This window comes from Streptomyces sp. Tue6028 (assembly GCF_002300165.1).
GTDB classification, from domain to species: Bacteria; Actinomycetota; Actinomycetes; order Streptomycetales; family Streptomycetaceae; genus Streptomyces; species Streptomyces siamensis.
Map to the genome: position 1 here is coordinate 19831 of NZ_MLCE01000014.1, position 18586 is coordinate 38416.

Genomic DNA, 18586 nt, shown 5'->3' on the forward strand with positions numbered 1-18586 from the left:
ACACGGGCGCGCAGCTTGCATAGTAACCGCAGGCGGTACACGCCCCAAAAGGTGATCTTCTGAGGGTCGGCGCCCCGCAGGGTTCCGGCTCGTGGTCGGGGTGGCGGGATTTGAACCCACGGCCTTCCGCTCCCAAAGCGGACGCGCTACCAAGCTGCGCCACACCCCGTCGGTGCGACACGTAGGGTACATGCCCGCAGGCAGTGCAGCTGCCGCATTTCCCAGGCGTGCGGGCGACGCCGAAACGGGGTGTGCGGCGGAGGGGTTCGACCCGCTACGATGCCTCCTGTGCCGCGGTCACTGACCTGCGGCGCCGCCTGTGCGGGCGTAGCTCAATGGTAGAGCCCTAGTCTTCCAAACTAGCTACGCGGGTTCGATTCCCGTCGCCCGCTCCAAAAGACGTAAGGCCAGGCCAGAGGACGAATCCTCCGCCTGGCCTTTGTCGTGTCCGGGGGCTCCGATCAGCCCTCCGTGCCCGCTGCGTGCCCGTTGGGCTTCTGGTCTTTCTTCTTGCTTCGGCGCGCCCCCCGTTTACGCCCCTTTTTCACCAGACCGCTGACCGCGTCGGCGATCAGCCGATCACGGTCCGCACTGGCGTGCTGGTAGATCAGCGCGGCGCGGGCGGTGCTGTGGCCCATGCGAGCCATCAGCTCCCGCGTGCTCGCGCCCGTGGACGCGGCGAGGGTGTTGCCCGTGTGCCGAAGATCATGGAAGTGCATGCCCTTGATCCCGGCATCCGCGCAGGCCCGGCGCCACAGAAGGTTGAAATGGTTGCGGCGCGGGGTAGCCCCCTTGGCTCCGATGAAGACGCGCCCGTCGGCCCCCGGCTCCGCGTAGCGCTCCAAGTGATCAAGTGCCCGCGCGAGCGCGGGCTGGCCCCTGGGGCCCGACCCCTCTGTGCCTTCGGCGCCGGGGCCGACCCCTGGGGCCGCAGCAAGCAACGGCCCATGAGTAGAGCCTGGACACGGAGTGCCCCGGTCAGAACATGCCTCCGGCGGGGGCGCTCAGGCTCCGGGATGGCGGGGGCGCCGTTCGCGAGTGCCGGCCGAGTGTGGCGTGCGCGGGGAGCTCCCATCCCGTCCACCGCCGACCCAGGCAGAGCCGAGCAGTCGCGGCCCAGGGCGTCAAGGTCGTTCGTACAGTGGCGCGCTCCACCTTGACGCCCTGAACCACGCCCGCTCCACGGTGTGTGGGTCGACGGCAGACGGGATGGGAGCCAGGGTGAGTGGTGGGTGATGTCAGGTCCCCCTACCCCTTGGCGACAAGTTGGCCGGCTGTTTTACTTCGCGCATGGTCACGGGGCTCTGCACGTTGGTCGGCTTGTTTATCGGCTCGCTGTTCTTGAGACGGCAAGCACGGCGGACAGCTGCTCGGGCCGAGGCAGGGGAAGCAGTCTTCTTCCAGGTCGGGGCCAACCTGCCGGACAAGGGGCGCCGATACAGCCTTGGCCTGGTACAGGCCGGAGGTGAGTTCCGATGGAAGCCCCGCTGGTCGTGGACGCGGCTGCGTGAACTCCCGACAGATCTGCGCTATGTCCGCGCACGCAAATCGACCTCCCGCGAACGGTTGTGGCTCTCGCCCAGTCTGCTGGTGATCGAGTGTGAATCGTCTGCCGGGCCCGTACGGCTATGGGCCCGCGTGGAGCACGTGGAGCACGTTGTGGAGATGATTCGGCGTACAAGTACCCCGAACTTGTCGAGCGCGCGGGATCCTGACATCAGCAGTTGACACCAACAGGCGTGAACAGCGGCGGTCGACGCTAGACCTCAGCGGACAGACAGCCGAGGCATGAGCCGGGTTGGGCAAGGTCGGAGTCTCTCCGTGATCGACCTGATAAGGATGAGGCCACAGGTTCAAATCCTGCCGTCGACCATGGGCTCACCTTGACGGAAGAGGGCCTCTGGATTGCCACTGACTCCACCGGCCTTCGCATCAGCACGGCCGCGTGTCAGACTGCCATTCATGATTCACATCCGAAAGGTCCATGCCGCGTAGGCGCCCCTCACGCTTGCGGGCGGACAGCAGGCGCTTTGCTGCGCATCGCCGCTACTCGAAGCTCGGTCGGCTCTCTGGCCCAGCTCAGGCACAGATCATTCAGTTGGAGCGGACGCGTCTCCAACCCGGCCTGGTTGAGCAGGCTCTCACTCGGTGGGCTGCCATGGCACGTGCACCGTGGGATCAGCTCGGTTCACCGTACAGCGACTGGTGTGGAGTTCCGGACTGTTGCCCAGGACCGGCGCAGGAGCGAGATCTGCTGGAACTAGCGATCTGCGCTCTCCCCAAGAAGACCGCTCGGGAGCTCCGCAACAGCGTGGAGCCTCTCGATCTAAAGATCCTCAAACGTCCCGACGCGGTGCCGTATGGCAACCCACCTCATTGTTGGTGGCGAGACGCCTTCTGACGACCGTGCCCCATCGCCGAACCGGTGCTGTACCGCAGCGAAGTACAGCAACCATCGCGACCGTAACCGACCACCACCAGCTCCAGACGACCAACTGACGTGCTCGGCAGACCTCAGCGCCCCTCACGCCCATAGTTCGCATCGAGGGGCCACGCTGTCGGACTCCCGGGCTATCCCTGGGGACGTCTTTGAGTCGCCCGATGACGGCCGGCGACGGCAGATGACGACAGGCGGCAAAAGCGCTGCCCCAGCCCAGAGAGACGGCACGTAGGGCACTTGCGCAAGTGCCCATCAACGAAGGTGGGTTGAGGTGGAACCGCACCCGGGAAAGCAAAAGGTGGCCACGGCCCGGATTCGAACCGGGGTTTCTGCGTCGGGCGAACCCGCGCGCAGGGTCTTAGGCCGCTAGAGGACTCATGGCCAGGCGGACCATACCAACTCGAAGACTGGCGAGCCCAGTTTTCCCGAGTGCCACCTCAGGCCACCTGGCACAGGGCGGCTGAGCACGAGGCCGAATCGCGACCTACTCAAATCGATTCAGAATGAACCACACTTGACCACATGGGGGGTTTATCCGATCAATCCCAGTTCGCATGTGATCGCTGTGCTGTCGCCGACCCCACCGTGCGCGAGCGAGGGCGCATCGACCTCATGGCCAAGCTGTGCGATGCCTGCTGGAACACCATCGCCAACGAGATGGCCGAAGTCGACGGGGCCACGGCTGCCCCTAGACCCGATCCCGACCCGGACGACGTGTCATGGATCGAGCCACCCACTTGCCCCATATGCGGAGCCTTAGTTCAGGTATGTCCCACGAACTACGACCGATGGGTCAGCCTCGCTACGGTGGAACTGCCCGCCAAAGACGTCCCAGAGCCCTTCCGGTGGCGTTTGACGAAGCTCCCGGCCCGATCCCCCATCGTCACCGACATCGTGGCTGTACGGGTCCGTGGAGTCGATCCACTCCCGGGCGAGCCCGTCGTCCCGGCCCACCGCATGATGTGCGTCCTCGAGTAGCGTGAGACGTCGATCACAGCGCGAGGGCCGCGGACCGCCGTGCCCGCAGCGTGCCCGATCGAGCGGCGACCGGCGGGGAGCTACGGGGAACGTCGGCGAACGGCGCGAGAACCCGCACGTCAGCGTCTCGCCAGCTCAGCCCGGATCCACGTACGCGATCTTCCAAACTAGCTACGCGGGTTCGATTCCCGTCGCCCGCTCCACATGGCTCAGGGCCAGGTCAGAGATTCGATCCTCTGCCTGGCCCTTGTCTTTTCCGGAGGCGCCGTTCAGTCCGCCGTGTCCCCCGCGTGCCCCTTGGGCTTTCGATCTTTCTTCTTCGGCTTCCCCGTGCTCTTCCGGCCCTTCTTCACCAGACCGCTCACCGCGTCAGCGATCAGAAGGTCACGCTCGGCACTGGCGTGCTGGTAGATCAGCGCGGCCCCTTTGTCATCCCGTAAGAGGCCGGATCATGGTGGCGATGGCATGCGGACCAACGCTGCCGGATGCGCGGACGCTCATACGGCCCGCTGAGCCCGCACCAGGCCGCCGGCCGGACGACGGGCACGACCATGAGCGGAGCGAGAACCCCTCTATGGCTGGGGCGGCCGGCTCCGCGACTTCAGCCAGCCACTTTGGCGCGGGCCTCGCAGATCATGGCCCCAACGTCGTGCTTTACCGGGCAGGTCCACAGAGTGCCCGACGCGCCGGAAGCTTACGGGGCCATGATCACTCGCGCCGAAGCAGCTCCCGGCCGAAGTCGCTACACCGACCTTCGCGCGAAAGCTGCATCCGACTTACCCAAAATCGGCGTAAACCTATGTAAATCACGTAGGGGGCGCGTTGTCGCCCTATGGATCACTGAGAAGAGATCGATCATGGCCCGTAGAGCCGACAGTGCTTACCAACCTGCGCCCCGTGCCAACCTAATGGTCGCCCGGGACTGTGAGGCGTGCCGTGGCTGGGGAACGGTGGTCACCATCGAAGGCCGACACAAACTGTGCGTCGCGTGCCAGACCAGCGTGCCGCAAGCTGAGCCGGCCGCAGGTACGCAGTCCGAGCTCGCCGGCCTCAAACGATCAACTGACGTGCTCGGCAGACCTCAGTGCCCCTCACGCCCATAGTGCGCATCGAGGGGCATGCCGCAGCACCGCGCTCGGGCCGCCTCCGGGCCGTCCGGGGGTGCTCAACGACAACCAAGGCCGACAAATGTCGGCACGCTCCGCCGCTGGTCAGGGAGTTGACCGATGGCGGAGCCGCAGATCACGAACGTGCGATGTTGGAACTTCGACTACCGCACTCGACGTTGCTCGATGCGCCCAGCCACCGGCCCCGATCAGGCGCGATCACTGACTAAGCCCGGCGCGGCCGCCGGCCGCGGCGTCCGGGGACGGCGTTCGGCCACGGCGTCCGGGGTTCGGCTCGGGCGTTCGGGGCCGGTGTTCATAAGCGGCGTACGTCGACGGAGTACACGCAGCGCGTTCCGTACGGGACGTACAGGGCGTCGCCGACCAGGAGGAGCGGGGCGCCGGAGTCGGCCATGCCGGTGGGGCCGGCGTCGTTGCGGCCGGGGCGGGTGGCGTCGACGCGGCCGGTGCGGCGGTCCAGGGCGGCGAGGCGGCCGTTCGGCGAGGCGACGTAGACATGGGTGGCGGAGGCGAGCGGCGGGCCCGGGAACTCCACCGACGAGTTGCTCTCCCAGGCCTGGCGGCCGGTGCGCGGGGAGACGGCGCGGACGCTGCCGTTGCCGAGGGTGAAGTAGAGGGTGCCGCGTGCCAGGTGGACGGCCGCTCCGGCGGGCTGCGGGCGCGCGAGCGGGACCCTGAGCAGCCGGTGGGTGGTGGCGTCCACGGTGGTGAGCGCGCGGTGGGCGGTCTCCGGAGCCGTCTCGGCGAGGATCAAGCGGCCGTGGTCCTGGCCGAGGAGATCGAGGGAGCCTTTGGCGACGGCCGTCCAGCGGGGCTTTCCGGTGGCGGTGTCGAGGGCGGACACGCTGGTGGTCCCGGCGTCGTCGGGCCGGCACACCAGGTAGGGGCGGTGCGCGGCGGCCACGACGACGCAGGCCGTGTCCGCGGGCATGGACCGCGTCCAGCGGATCCGGCCGTCGTCCGCGTCGAGGAGGGCGTACGCGCGGGCGTCGTCGCCGAAGACGGTGACGACGCCCTCGGGGACCGCCGTGGCGCCACCGTCCTGGAGGTCGGGGGCCAGGGCGCTGTCGCCGTCGGCGGTGCGCGTCCGCCAGATCACCCGCCCGGTGGCGGCGTCCACCGACTGGACCGAGGAGTGGGCGTGGCTCGTGCCGGTCTCCCGGCCCCTGGGGGACTCCGTCTCGTCGTTGGCGTAGACGTAGACGCGGCCGGCGCGGGTGCCCAGGACGGAGCCCTCGTCGCTGCCGAAGTCGTCGGGAGTGGAGTCGACGGGCCGGGTCCACGCGTGCCGGCCCGTGGCGAGGGAGAAGCGGGCCGCCTTGACGTCGTCCCCCGCGCAGACCAGGGACCTGCCGGCGGCACCGCAGCTGCTGAACGGCCCGCCGGCCCGGTCGGCGGGGTAGGCAGGCTCCGCGGCGGCGTGCCACGGGCGCCAGCCGGGCGGCAGGTCGCTGCGGACGGGGTCGGCGCCGGTGTACCGCACCACCGCGGCCGAGGCGGCGACGGCGAGCAGCAGGGCGCCCGCGCAGGCGGCGACGAGGAGGCGACGGCGGCGCCGGGGGCGGCCGGGTCCGGTGGGCGGGCCCGGGGCCTGGTCCGGGAGCCGGTCCGGGCCGGGGCGCGGGTGCGGGCGGGTGCCGTCGCGCAGGAGCGTGAGGAGTTCGTCGGGGTTCGGCCGAGACTTGGGGTGCTTCTGCAGGCACAGCTCGACGAAGGGGCGCAGCCCGGCGGACAGTCCGTCGAGTTCGGGGGTGCCCTCGACGACACGGGTGGCCGTCTCGTAGGGGCTGGGGCTGTCGAAGGGGCCGCGCCCGGTGGCGGCGTAGGCGACGACGGCGCCGAGGGAGAAGATGTCGGCGGCCGGGCCGACGTCGTGCGGGGTCGAGAACTGCTCCGGGGACATGAAGGGCGGGGTGCCCATCACGCGCCCGGTCTGGGTGAGCGCGTCGGCGCCGCCGAACTCGGCCGCGCGCGAGATCCCGAAGTCGATGACGCGGGGCCCGTCGTCGGCGAGCATCACGTTGGCCGGCTTCAGGTCGCGGTGGACGACCCCGGCGCGGTGGATGTCGCGCAGCGCCTCGGCGAGGCCGGCGGCGAGCTCGCGCAGCCGGTCCGGCGGCAGCGGGCCGTGGTCGCGCACGCGGGTTCCGAGGTTCTCGCCCGGTATGTAGAGCGTGGCCATCCAGGGGCGCGGCGCGTCGGCGTCCGCGTCCACGACGGGGGCCGTGAAGGCTCCGCTCACCTGACGGGCCGCGGCCACCTCGCGGCTGAAGCGGATGCGGAACTCGTCGTCGTCGGCGTACTGGCCGTGCACGACCTTGATCGCGAGGCGGCGGCCGGAGGCGGAGCGGGCGAGGTAGACGACGCCCATGCCGCCCGATCCGAGGCGGTCCTCGATGCGGTACCCGCCCACCTCCGGTGGGTCCGATGCACGCAGCGCCATCCTCGTACGCCCCCCGCTTCCGCGTCACCCGGCTTCCGCCGGTGTTCCGAGGGCGAGCGTATCCGTCCGGTTCCGCTCAGAAGCTGATCGAGTTGATGGTCTCCGCCAATGAGTTGAGGAAGCGGTTGATGGACGGAGCCATGCCGGTGGACGCGAGGAAGAAGCCGAAGAGCACCGCGACTATGGCAGGTCCCGCCTTGATCGATCCCCCTCGGATCAGCACCACGAGGATGATCGCCAACAGCAGCACCACTGACAGCGAAATGGCCACAACTGATCACACCCTACGGTCGGTCCGCTCTCCCGGCCCGGAGGTGCAAGCCCCGCACACCCCCGCCAGAAACCATCGTGCCACCAACCCGGCCTGCGTATGCGGCCGGTGACGCATCGTCGGCCACGGACGCGCCCGACCCGCACAGGCGCAACGCCTCGGGGTGCGTGAACGGAGTGGTCCCGTACGGCAATTCGAGACTCCCCTCGCACGAGTACGGCGGATGTAATTCAGAGGAACCGTTGCCGTGTCCACACATCCTGTTCGCAGGTAATTCGAATTGTTGCCACGGGCACACCGGGGCCCGCCCAAGCCGACCCGAAAGACCAATCAATCGGACATATCACCAGAGTCGCCCGCGAACGTTATGCACCATTTAGTCAGGATGAAATAGGACAGAACACGCCCATACGGTAAGCGAATCGGTATGTGGAACCACTTGCGAAGAGGCAGGCACACATCTTCAAATACGGGGTACTCGCAGGCGATAAGCAGGAATGACGTCGAGAGTTTTACTAACTCGCACAGACAACGCTAGGGTGCCTCAGATGTTCCACGCCGCCACGTCCCCCGCATGCGCAGCGAGGTCCAGGATCTTCTCCACGAGTGCTTGGTGGGAGGGCCTGTGACGAACTCGCTCCGACCGAACGGCCACCACAGAGCGCCACTCCCCCCGGCACAGGAGCCGGCGGACGGAGTGCCGAGCCCGCGCTCCCCGCAGACCCCGAGAGCGGCCGGTGAGGCCGCCCCGGCGGGCACCGAGCCCGCCAAGCAACGCGACGCGTTCTTCGACAACGCCAAGTACCTGGCGATCGTGCTCGTGGCCATGGGCCACGCATGGGAGCCGTTGAAGAACCAGAGCCGCATCATCGAAGCCGTGTACACGGTCGTGTACACCTTCCACATGCCGGCCTTCATCATCATCTCCGGCTACTTCTCCCGCAGTTTCGACATGCGGCCCGACCGGCTGAAGCGCCTGGTGACGGGCGTGCTCGTGCCGTACGTCCTCTTCGAGACGGCGTACTCCCTCTTCCAGCGCTACGCCGCTCCGGACCCCAGTCAGTCGATCACCCTGCTCGACCCCTGGTATCTCACCTGGTTCCTGGTCGCGCTCTTCGTCTGGCGGCTGACCACCCCCCTGTGGAAGCTGGTTCGCTGGCCGCTGCCGCTCGCGCTGACGATCGCGGTGCTGGCCTCGGTGTCGCCCGACATCGGCGACGACCTGGACCTCCAGCGCGTCCTGCAGTTCCTGCCGTTCTTCGTGCTGGGTCTGGTCATGAAGCCCGAGCACTTCCAGCTGGTGCGCCGCCGCGAGGTGCGGATCCTGTCGGTTCCGGTCTTCGCCGCCGCGCTCGCCGTCGGCTGGTGGGCGGTGCCCCGGATGAACACGGCGTGGTTCTACCACCGTGACGCGGCGCAGAACCTCGACGCCCCGTGGTGGTCCGGCGCGGTCATGACCTTCGCGCTCTTCGGCTGCTCGCTGCTGCTGACCGCCTGCTTCTTCGCCTGGGTGCCGCGTCGCACCTTCTGGTTCACGGCACTGGGCGCGGGCACGCTGTACGGCTATCTGCTGCACGGATTCCTGGTCAAGGCCGCCGACTACTGGGGCTGGTACGAGCCCTCCTGGCTGCACAAGCCGCTCGGCGAGATCGCCGTGACGCTCGTCGCGGCCGCGGCGGTCACCGTGCTGTGCACCCGGCCCTTCCAACGGATCTTCCGCTTCGCGATGGAGCCGAAGATGGAGTGGGCCTTCAAGCGGGACGCCAAGGAGCTGGCCCGGGAGCGGGAGAAGGCCAGGGCGTAGGCGGCGCCGTACGGCACACCTCGGCGAGTCGCGCGGCACACATCGGCAGGTCGTACGGCCCCCTGACGGCGGGAGTGCGGGTCCGGGAGAGAACTCCGGGCCCGCACTTCGCTGTTCGGCCCCTTGTCGCGTCCTAGCCGGGCGGGAGCCCCAGGAGGGCGCGCATCGTCGCGTACTTCTTGGTCAGCCGGGCCCGGGTGTGCTCGTCGAGGACGGCGAGCCGGACCGGATCCGCGTTGTGCGCCAGGTCCGAGGCCTTCACCAGGAGGGCGCCCGGCGTCGTGCGGATGCGCCGCGCGTACGACTCCGGCGCCTCTCCCTCCCGCTTCGTCACCGCCAGCACGATGTCCTTGGTGCGCGGGCTCAGTGCGGCCTCGCGCAGCCAGTCCTCGGAGAGCGCGTCGTCCTCGACCGCGTCGTGCAGCCAGGCCGCGGCCACCTGCTCGTCGTCGCCGCCGCGTTCACGGACGCCCTCCGCCACGGCCCGGAGGTGCTCGCTGTAGGGCCGGCCGGCCTTGTCGGTCTGGCCGGCGTGCGCCTCACGGGCGAGGGCCTCGACTTCGGCCAGGGTCAGGAGAGTGTGGGTCACGGCACCAGTGTCGCCCCGCACCGGTCCGCTCGGGACCCGTGCGGACGAAGAACCCGCGGGGCGCAAGGCCGGGCCCGCAGGATGGGTCGGCCCCGCGGCGAAGTGGACTCGCGCGGTGGATCAGACCCGCGCCGGTGCCGGGCCCTCGCGGCAGATCAGGAGGAGGGCTCGGTCGTCGTTGACGTCCCTGGCCACCGCCTCGATGAGGTGCCAGGCCGCGCCGTGGAAGCCGCCCGCCACATAGCGGTCGGCCTCACCGGTCAGCCGGTCGATGCCCTCGACGATGTCCCGGTCGGAGGTCTCCACCAGGCCGTCGGTGAACAGCATCAGCACGTCGCCGGGGCGCAGGGACCCCTTCACCGGGTCGAACTGGGCGCCGTCGTACACGCCCAGCAGGGGCCCCTCGGCGGCCTTCTCCTCCCACCGGCCGCTGCCCGCGCTCAGTTGCAGGCCCGGCGGATGTCCGGCGGAGAAGAGTTCGTAGTCGCCGGAGTCGAGGTCGAGGACCAGGTGGATCGAGGTCGCGAAGCCCTCGTCCCAGTCCTGGCGCAGCAGATAGCCGTTGGCCGCGGGAAGGAAGGCGTGCGGCGGGAGCGAACCGAGGAGGCCGCCGAAGGCTCCCGACAGCAGCAGCGCGCGGGAACCCGCGTCCATGCCCTTGCCGGAGACGTCGGTGAGGACGACCTCCAGGGTGCGGCCGCCGTTCGTCCGGGCCGCGACCACGAAGTCCCCGGAGAACGACTGCCCGCCGGCCGGACGCAGCGCCATCTCGCGGTGCCAGCCCAGCGGGAGTTTCGGCAGCTTGCTCTGCACTCTGATGCGTTCGCGCAGGTCGAAGAGCATCGTGCCGCCGCGCCGCCAGGGGACGCCCACCCGGCTGCGGAACTGGGCGATCAGCAGACCGAAGAAGCCGCAGGCGGCGACGACGAGGACCACGCCCGGTGTCACCCGGGACGGGCCCTCGGTGTACGGGCCCAGTTGCACGGACTCCACTATCAGCGCGGTGGCGGCGGCCGCGTACAGGCCGAGGAGGCTGGCCGGGCGCAGCAGCAGTCCGCCGGCCACGATCGGCAGGACCAGCGCGGCCGGAGAGCACCACACCGAGTTCACCAGCGTCGTGGAGGCGATCACCGGGACCGTGAGCAGCAGGCCGGCCAGCGCGATCCAGTCGGAGCCGTCCCCGCGGAAGTAGTCGACCGCGGATCTGCGCAGCCCTGTGCGGGCCCGGTGCCACTGCTTCTTCAACCGGGCCGTGAACGTATCGGCTTCCGCGCGCCGCTCTCGTCCTGCTGCCATTAGTTCGGGACCCTATCCATCGGACCAGGTGCTTGGCACGGGAGGTCCCACTTGTCCCCCGTCCGAGCGCTGAACTTCACAGAGAACATCACCGCCAGCGGCCCCCGCTTCGGCCGAAATTCCCTCGCTCGTACCGCATTGCCCTGGTACTCATGGGCCATGACGACTGACGTGCGGGTGCTGCGGCAGAGCGAGTGGAACACGTGGTACGAAACCCTCATCCGCGCGTTCAGCGGCGTGCAGGAGGCCGCGGAGGAGCGCGAGCTGTGGGACGCGCTCACCGAGTGCGACCGCTCGCTGGGAGTGTGGGAGGAAGAGCGGTGCGTGGGCACCGCGGGCGCCTTCTCCTTCCGGATGACGGTCCCCGGCGGCGCCTCCGTGCCGGCGGCGGGCGTCACGATGGTCAGCGTCGCGGCCACGCACCGGCGGCGCGGGGTGCTGACGGCGATGATGCGGCGCCAGCTCGACGACCTCCACGCCGGGGGCGAACCGCTCGCCGTCCTGACCGCGTCGGAGCCGGACATCTACGGCCGGTTCGGCTACGGCATCGGCACCCTCCAGATCAGGGCCGAGATCGACACCGGCCGGGTCCGGCTGTCCGTACCGCCCGGCACCGACGACGTACGGCTGCGCTACGAGGCGCCCGCCGACGTCCTGGACGCGTGCGAGGCGGTGTACGCGCGGCTGGTGCCGGCCCGTCCGGGCATGCTGGCCCGGCAGCCCGGCTGGGAGCGGCTCGGACTGCTCGACCCGGAGAGCGACCGCGACGGGGCCTCGCCCCTGCAGTGCGTGGTCGCCGAGCGGGACGGCGAGGTCGTCGGCTACACGCGCTTCCGGGTCAAGCCTGCCTGGGGACCGTCCGGCCACGACGGCACGGTGCTGGTGCAGGACGTCGAGGGGCTCGACCCGGCGGCCCGTGCCGCGCTGTGGCGGTTCCTCTTCGGCATCGACCTGACGACCGGGCTGCACACCCGGGGCCGTCCCGTCGACGAGGAGTGGCAGCACATGGTGTCCGACATCCGCCGCTGCGGCCTGCGGGTGAAGGACTCGCTGCATGTGCGGCTCGTCGACGTCGGCGCCGCGCTGGAGGTACGGACCTACCAGGCGCCGGTGGATGTGGTGTTCGAGGTCGAGGACGCGTTCTGCCCCTGGAACGAGGGGCGTTGGCGACTCACGGGCGACGCGAAGGGCGCCTCCTGCGTACGCACCGAGGACACCGCCGATCTCGCCCTGTCCGTACGGGAGTTGGGGGCGGCCTATCTCGGCGGGGTGTCCCTGGTCTCGCTCGGGGCGGCCGGCCGGGTGCGGGAGCTGCGCCAGGGCGCCCTGGCGGAGGCGTCCGTCGCGTTCTCCTCGGCGGTCGCGCCCTGGCTGCCGCACGGGTTCTAGGCGTGCTCCTGGTGGGCGCCTTGCCCACCTGGTCCGGCGCGCGGTCGTGCCGTCAGCGGGTCTGGCAGGTGGGGCACCAGAACAGATTGCGGGCGGCCAGACCGGCGGTGCGGATCTCGCCGCCGCAGATGTGACAGGGCAGGTTCGCCCTGCGGTACACGTAGACCTCGCCGCCGTGGTCGTCCACGCGCGGCGGACGGCCCATCGCCTCAGGGGTGTGCTCCGGGCGGACCGTGTCGATGCGGTTGTTGCGGACGCCCTCGCGCAGGAGGCCCACGAGGTCGGCCCAGATCGCGTCCCACTCCGCGCCGGTGAGGTCCCTGCCCGCGCGATAGGGGTCGATGCCGTGCCGGAAGAGGACCTCCGCGCGGTAGACGTTGCCCACGCCCGCGACGACCTTCTGGTCCATGAGCAGCGCGGCGACCGTCGTACGGCTGCGGGAGATCCGGCGGTACGCGGCCGCCGGGTCGGCGTCCGGGCGCAGCGGGTCCGGGCCCAGGCGGTCGTGTATCGCCCGCTTCTCGGCGTCGGTGATCAGCGCGCAGGTGGTGGGGCCGCGCAGGTCGACGTACGCGGTCTCGTTCGCCAGGCGGAGGCGGACCGTGTCGGTGGGCGGGGGCGCGGGGGCGTCACCGAAGCCGACCTTGCCGAAGAGGCCGAGGTGGATGTGGACCCAGTCGGTGTCGCGGAAGCCGAGGAAAAGGTGCTTGCCGTGGGCCTCGGTACGGGTGAGTTCCGCTCCGGTCAGCAGTTCGGCGGCGTCGGAGAACTTGCCCTGCGGGCTGGTCACCCGGGTGGGCGTGCCGGCGAAACGGTCGGCGTAGTCCTGCGCCAGCCGGTGGATGGTGTGCCCCTCTGGCACGGTGGCCGCGTCCTTTCCTGCCGCCCCGGGCTCCGCCCCGGAGCCCGTCTCCCGCCCTGCCGCCTGTCCGGTCGGCGGTGAGGTCGCCTCGGACGGGGGGCGCGGTGCCCCCCGTCACACGTCAGTCCTGCTGCGGGTGGTGGGCCGGGATCGGGGGCAGGTCGCCCGTCGTCTCGTAGACCGACAGCATGTCGATGCGACGGATATGACGCTCGTCACCGGAGAAGGGGGTGCCGAGGAAGGTCTCGACGAACTTCGTCGCCTCCTCCTGCGTGTGCATGCGGGCGCCGACGGCCACGACGTTGGCGTTGTTGTGCTGACGGCCGAGGGACGCGGTCTCCTCGCTCCACGCGAGGGCGGCACGGACGCCCTTCACCTTGTTCGCCGCGATCTGCTCGCCGTTGCCGGAGCCGCCGATCACGATGCCGAGGGCCTCGGAGTCCGCGGCCGTGCGCTCCGCGGCACGGAGGCAGAAGGGCGGGTAGTCGTCCTGGGCGTCATAGATGTGGGGCCCGCAGTCCACGGGCTCGTGGCCGGCGGCCTTGAGCCACTCGACGAGGTGGTTCTTGAGTTCGAAGCCGGCATGGTCCGAGCCGAGATACACGCGCATGGTCCGAGTGTGACACGGCCGCACCGGGGCAGCAGAGCCGGGTGTCACCCTTCACCCGGCCGTCGTTTTGCACGCGCAACGCTCACCGTCGATCTCTAAAAATATGAGCAAGGCCACAGATCCTCAAGTAAACCTCAAGTAACGATTTGGATTCAAAGGTTCACGAATTCCTTTGCCTCCGATTCACTGGGCCGATCCGTACGCCGCTCGTACGGAGCAACGCTCACCCGGCGCAAAGGAAATCCCCTCCATGACCTCGCAGCCGACCCCCACAAAGGCCGCCCACGGCCCCGGAGGCCCCGGAGAACCCGGTGGCGGCCTCCAGGCCGGTCTCAAGAACCGTCACCTCTCGATGATCGCCATCGGCGGTGTCATCGGAGCCGGACTCTTCGTCGGCTCCAGCACCGGCATCGCCACCGCAGGACCCGGCATCCTCCTGTCCTACGCCCTCGTCGGCACGCTCGTCGTGCTCGTGATGCGGATGCTCGGAGAGATGTCCGCCGCGAACCCGAGCTCGGGCTCCTTCTCGGCACACGCCGACCGCGCTCTCGGGCGCTGGGCCGGCTTCTCGATCGGCTGGCTGTACTGGTTCTTCTGGGTGGTGGTGCTGGCCGTGGAGGCCACCGCCGGCGCCAAGATCCTCGAAGGCTGGATCCCGGCGGTGCCCCAGTGGGGCTGGGCCCTCATCGTGATGGTCGTCCTCACCGCCACCAACCTGGTGTCCGTGGGGTCCTACGGCGAGTTCGAGTTCTGGTTCGCCGGGATCAAGGTCGTGGCGATCGGCGGATTCATCGTCGTCGGCGCGCTCGCCGTCCTCGGAATCCTGCCGGGCGCCGACAGCGACAAGGCCTCGTTCGGCAACCTGACCGACCACGGCGGCTTCCTGCCCCACGGTCCGGGCACGATCCTGACCGGTGTGCTGCTCGTCGTCTTCTCCTTCATGGGCAGCGAGATCGCGACGCTGGCCGCCGGTGAGTCCGAGGACCCGCAGCGCGCGGTCACCAAGTCGACCAACAGCATCATCTGGCGTATCGGCGTCTTCTACCTCGGCTCGATCCTCATCGTGGTCTCCCTGCTGCCCTGGAACGACCCCTCCATCAAGGAGAAGGGCTCCTACGTCGCGGCCCTGGACTCCCTCGGCATCGCGCACGCCGGTCAGATCATGAACTTCATCGTGCTGACCTCGGTGCTGTCCTGTCTCAACTCCGGGCTCTACACGGCCTCCCGCATGGCCTTCTCGCTCGGCCAGCGCGGGGACGCGCCCAAGGCCTTCGCGAAGACCACCTCGCGCGGTGTGCCGACGGCCGCGATCGTCGTCTCCGTCGTCTTCGGCTTCGTCGCCGTCTTCTTCAACTACAAGTTCCCGGACTCGGTCTTCCTCTTCCTGGTGAACTCCTCCGGCGCCGTGGCCCTGTTCGTCTGGCTCGTCATCTGCTTCTCGCAGCTGCGCATGCGGAAGATCATCCAGCGCGAGGCGCCCGAGAAGCTCGTCGTGAAGATGTGGCTGTACCCGTACCTGACCTGGGCGACGGCCGCGCTGATCGTCTTCGTCCTCGGCTACATGCTCACCGACACCGAGGGCGAGAGCAGCGGACGGACGACCGTCCTGCTGTCCCTGCTGGTCGCGGCGGTCGTGATCGTGATCGCCGTGGTCAAGGAGAAGGTCCGCGGCAACCGCCCGGCGCCCGCCGTCGAGGCCGAGGCGGACAAGGTGTCCGTCGGCTAGCCCCGTCCCCGTCCCCCGCGGCGAGGGGAGGGAGTCCTTCGGGGCTCCCTCCCCTCTCGTGTTCCCGGCACCCGGCACCCAGGGCATCGCGTGGCCGCGGCCGTATTCCGGGCGGGACACCCGGCGTCCATGGCACCGCGCGTCCGCGGCATCTCGCCCTCACAGCACGGTGAAGCTGTCCTTGACCTTGTCGTACGTCCCGAGGGCCTGCGCCTCGATCCCCGGCTGGTACCAGGTGTTGATCTGGTACGACTTCCCGCTCTCGTCGAAGCCGAGCAGCCGCGCGTGCCAGTGCTCGCCCTTGAGCGTGAACGTGTACTCCCAGACGACCGCGGGCCGGCCCTGGAACACCGTCTCCTCCAGGCGGATCTTCCGGTAGTCCCGCCCCTCGCGGGCGTTGCGCTCCGAGGTCTGCCAGGTGTCCATCAGGTCCCCCTTCGCCAGCGAGGACTTGGCCGCCAGTTCCTGGGTGCCGTCGGGCGAGGTGTAGTGCACCTCCGAACCCGTCTTCACATCGCGCCGCCAGCCCTTGGGCGTCGCCCACGCGTAGCCGCCCGCCTCCCGGTGCGCTCCCGGAGGCAGGCTGGGTGGGCGGGACGTGCCCTCGACGGTGGGCGAGGACGACGTACGGGGCGACGGTCCGCCGTTGCCACCGGCGGTGACGGCCGGGCCCGAGGAACCGGACGCCCCGGTCCGGTCGCCCGACGGTCCGCCCGACGCGGCGACGACGATCCAGACGACGAGTCCCGCGGCGGCCACCCCGCCGGCGGCGAGCAGCCCGACGTGTCGCCCGCCCCGGCGCGTACCGCCGGCCGTGCCGGAGCCGGACGGCACCGCGGAGCCGGGGAATTCGCCCGGCGGCATGCCGCCGGGTGAGGGCGCCGTCGGCAGCGCGGCCTCCGTCACCGCCCGCGCCGACGCCTGGTGGACGCCGACGGAAGGGATCTCCGAGCCGGGCTCCGCACGCAGCTCCGAGGGCACTTCGGTGGACGCGTTCCGGGCCTCGGAGTGGGACGACGGCTCCGGGACGGGCGTCGGGTCGGGAACGGGGGCCGGGGCGGGAGCCTCGGCAGGCGGACGCTCCGAGGGGGGCTTCGTGAAGTCGAGAGAGCTCTTGGGGGTCGGGGTGCGCCGCACCGGGACCGCGTCGTGCACGGGCGGCGGAGTGGCCTCGGGCAGGTCCGAGGGGTGCTGTCGTGCCGCACGGATCAACTGGGCGTCGAGCAGCGCGGGAGTCGGCCTCTCCCGGGGGATCCGCCGTGTCCCGCGGATGTCATGGGTGTCGTGCGCCGGTTCCTCACGGGTCGGCGGCACGGGCCCGGGGGCCGGGGGCACGGCTTCCGGTGCGTCGCGGCCCGGCTCGGGCGGGGAGGACGACTCGCCTTCCGCCGGCCCCGGGACCGGCGGGACGGGCGGCTCGGGCACGGGCTCCGCAACGGGCTCTGCGGGCGGGTCGGCGGACACCTCGGCGGCCGGTGCCGGGGCGGAGCCGGCGGCCACCTCGGCGGCGGGCGCCGGGTCCCGGCCGACGGGCCGCTCGGCAGCAGAGGCCGGGACCGGGCCGGCGGACGGCTGCTGGGCCTGCCCGGCGGAAGGTCCGGAATCGGGCGCCAGATCGGGCCCGGACTCCGTGGCCGCGTCCGTGACCGTGTCCGAGTCCGAGTCCGTGACCGTGTCCGAGTCCGTGACCGCGTCCGTGTACGTGTACGTGTCCGCGTCCGTGTCCGACATGGAGACCGCGTCGGGCACGGGATCTGGATCGGACCCGGCCACCAGGGCCGCGTCCGGTTCGGGCACGAGGTCCGCACGTGCCCCGGACCCGGAAGCCGCAACGGGTCCGGGCCCGGACGTCACGTCGGGTCCGGGCCCGAAGGTGTCGGGTCCGGCCACGAGCGTCGGGTCGGGCCCGGCGACGGCCCCGGGCTCGAAGTCGTACTCGGGCACCGTCTCGAACTCGGGTCCTCGCGCTGTCGCGGACGCGGGCCCCGCCCCGGGCCGCTGTCCGCTTCCCGGTGCCGACGTCCGGTCGGGCCCGGATCCCGCCTCCGGCACGGGCGTCGTGCCGGGCACGGGTTCCTCGCGGGACGCGAACCCGGCGTCGTGGCCGACGTCGTACGCGGACCGCACGATGCGTCCGAGCGCCGCCTCCAGTTCCTCCAGGCCGGGCCGGGCATCCGGTTCCTTGTCCAGGAGAGCGGCCAGCACGTACCGCAAGTCGTCCGCGGCCTCCGGGAGTTCGGGCTCCTCGTACAGCACGGCGTGCAGGGTGGCCAAGGTGGTGGACCGGGAGAAGGGGGAGCGGCCGCCGAGGGCCGCGCACAGGGTCGCGCCCAGGGACCAGACGTCGGAGGGCGGTCCCTGGGGCCGGCCGGAGATGCGCTCGGGCGCCATGTAGTCGGGGGAACCGACCAGCATCCCGACCATGGTGAGCGCCTCCGCGTCCTGAAGGGCGGCGATGCCGAAATCGGTGAGGACGACGCGGCGGTGCCCCTGGTGTTCGACGAGCACGTTGCCCGGTTTGATGTCGCGGTGCAGCACTCCCCCGGCGTGCACCTGGCGCAGGGCCGCCACGAGTTCGAGCCCGATCCGGGCCGCCTCGCGCTCGTCGAGCGGCCCGTCCCGCACCACGATCTGTTCGAGGGAGCGCCCGGCGACGAGTTCCATGACGATCCACAGCCGCTCGCCCTCGTCCACCACGTCGTAGATGCGCACCACGTTGGGATGGTCGATCCGGGCGGTGGCCCTGGCTTCGCGCAGTGTGCGTTCGCGGCGCGTGCGGGTGTCCTCGGCGTCGAGTCCGTCGATACGCATTTCCTTGACCGCGACCTGCCGGTCGAGCATTTCGTCGGCGGCTCGCCACACCCGCCCCATTCCTCCCTGTCCGATGCTTTCGACCAGGCGATAACGCCCCGTCACCAGTAATCCCGGAACACCGCCCTGAACGTTCGCCGACAATCCCCGCACCCCCCTCAACATCAGTCACACCCGCCCGCCACAACGGAAACACAATGGTCACACTTCAGGCCGTACCAGCATAGTGCGGAGAAATCT

12 protein-coding genes and 2 tRNA genes are annotated in these 18586 nt (G+C 70.3%); 5 read left to right on the forward strand and 9 right to left on the reverse strand.

Annotation, left to right across the window (positions count from 1 at the left end; all coding sequences use genetic code 11):
- Positions 1-92: 92 nt before the first annotated feature.
- Positions 93-169, reverse strand: a tRNA-Pro gene (locus tag BKI49_RS12530).
- A gap of 152 nt (positions 170-321) precedes the next feature.
- On the opposite strand from BKI49_RS12530, the gene BKI49_RS12535 reads away from it, so the two are divergent.
- Positions 322-395 (forward strand) — tRNA-Gly (locus tag BKI49_RS12535).
- A 66-nt stretch (positions 396-461) separates the two neighbouring features.
- Here BKI49_RS12535 and BKI49_RS12540 read toward each other — a convergent pair.
- Positions 462-845, reverse strand: coding sequence for a tyrosine-type recombinase/integrase (locus tag BKI49_RS12540; RefSeq protein ID WP_257004743.1), 384 nt, complete (start codon positions 843-845; stop codon positions 462-464).
- A gap of 2252 nt (positions 846-3097) precedes the next feature.
- Between BKI49_RS12540 and BKI49_RS35775 the strand changes: the two genes are divergently transcribed.
- Entirely contained in the window at positions 3098-3418 is a 321-nt protein-coding gene (locus BKI49_RS35775) for a DUF6083 domain-containing protein (protein WP_257004770.1), read from the forward strand.
- Between the two features lie 1422 nt (positions 3419-4840).
- Here BKI49_RS35775 and BKI49_RS12560 read toward each other — a convergent pair.
- Together BKI49_RS12560 and BKI49_RS12565 are read right to left on the reverse strand one after the other, a co-directional pair.
- Positions 4841-6988, reverse strand: a complete 2148-nt coding sequence (locus BKI49_RS12560; RefSeq protein ID WP_095934331.1) for a serine/threonine-protein kinase — start codon at positions 6986-6988, stop codon at positions 4841-4843.
- Positions 6989-7064: 76 nt separating this feature from the next.
- Positions 7065-7259, reverse strand: coding sequence for a hypothetical protein (locus tag BKI49_RS12565; RefSeq protein ID WP_028802639.1), 195 nt, complete (start codon positions 7257-7259; stop codon positions 7065-7067).
- A gap of 625 nt (positions 7260-7884) precedes the next feature.
- On the opposite strand from BKI49_RS12565, the gene BKI49_RS12570 reads away from it, so the two are divergent.
- Positions 7885-9063, forward strand: coding sequence for an acyltransferase family protein (locus BKI49_RS12570; protein WP_095934332.1), 1179 nt, complete (start codon positions 7885-7887; stop codon positions 9061-9063).
- Positions 9064-9196: 133 nt separating this feature from the next.
- Here BKI49_RS12570 and BKI49_RS12575 read toward each other — a convergent pair whose 3' ends face one another.
- Together BKI49_RS12575 and BKI49_RS12580 are read right to left on the reverse strand one after the other, a co-directional pair.
- A complete protein-coding gene (locus BKI49_RS12575; RefSeq protein WP_257004744.1) occupies positions 9197-9652 on the reverse strand; it encodes an HD domain-containing protein in 456 nt (151 codons plus the stop codon).
- A gap of 120 nt (positions 9653-9772) precedes the next feature.
- Positions 9773-10948 (reverse strand): PP2C family protein-serine/threonine phosphatase, encoded by a 1176-nt coding sequence (locus BKI49_RS12580; RefSeq protein WP_095934333.1) that lies wholly within the window; start codon positions 10946-10948, stop codon positions 9773-9775.
- Between the two features lie 159 nt (positions 10949-11107).
- Between BKI49_RS12580 and BKI49_RS12585 the strand changes: the two genes are divergently transcribed.
- Complete coding sequence (locus BKI49_RS12585) at positions 11108-12337, forward strand: GNAT family N-acetyltransferase (RefSeq protein ID WP_095934334.1); 1230 nt, start codon at positions 11108-11110, stop codon at positions 12335-12337.
- A 52-nt stretch (positions 12338-12389) separates the two neighbouring features.
- Here the strand turns inward: BKI49_RS12585 and BKI49_RS12590 are convergent, their stop codons facing one another.
- Positions 12390-13199 (reverse strand): Fpg/Nei family DNA glycosylase, encoded by an 810-nt coding sequence (locus BKI49_RS12590; protein ID WP_095934335.1) that lies wholly within the window; start codon positions 13197-13199, stop codon positions 12390-12392.
- Between the two features lie 121 nt (positions 13200-13320).
- Positions 13321-13809, reverse strand: a complete 489-nt coding sequence (locus BKI49_RS12595) for a ribose-5-phosphate isomerase (protein ID WP_028802645.1) — start codon at positions 13807-13809, stop codon at positions 13321-13323.
- A 250-nt stretch (positions 13810-14059) separates the two neighbouring features.
- Between BKI49_RS12595 and BKI49_RS12600 the strand changes: the two genes are divergently transcribed.
- Positions 14060-15535, forward strand: coding sequence for an amino acid permease (locus tag BKI49_RS12600; protein WP_179332425.1), 1476 nt, complete (start codon positions 14060-14062; stop codon positions 15533-15535).
- A 159-nt stretch (positions 15536-15694) separates the two neighbouring features.
- On the opposite strand, the gene BKI49_RS35780 is transcribed toward BKI49_RS12600, so the two are convergent.
- A complete protein-coding gene (locus BKI49_RS35780) occupies positions 15695-18397 on the reverse strand; it encodes a serine/threonine protein kinase (protein ID WP_373557543.1) in 2703 nt (900 codons plus the stop codon).
- Positions 18398-18586: the final 189 nt, after the last annotated feature.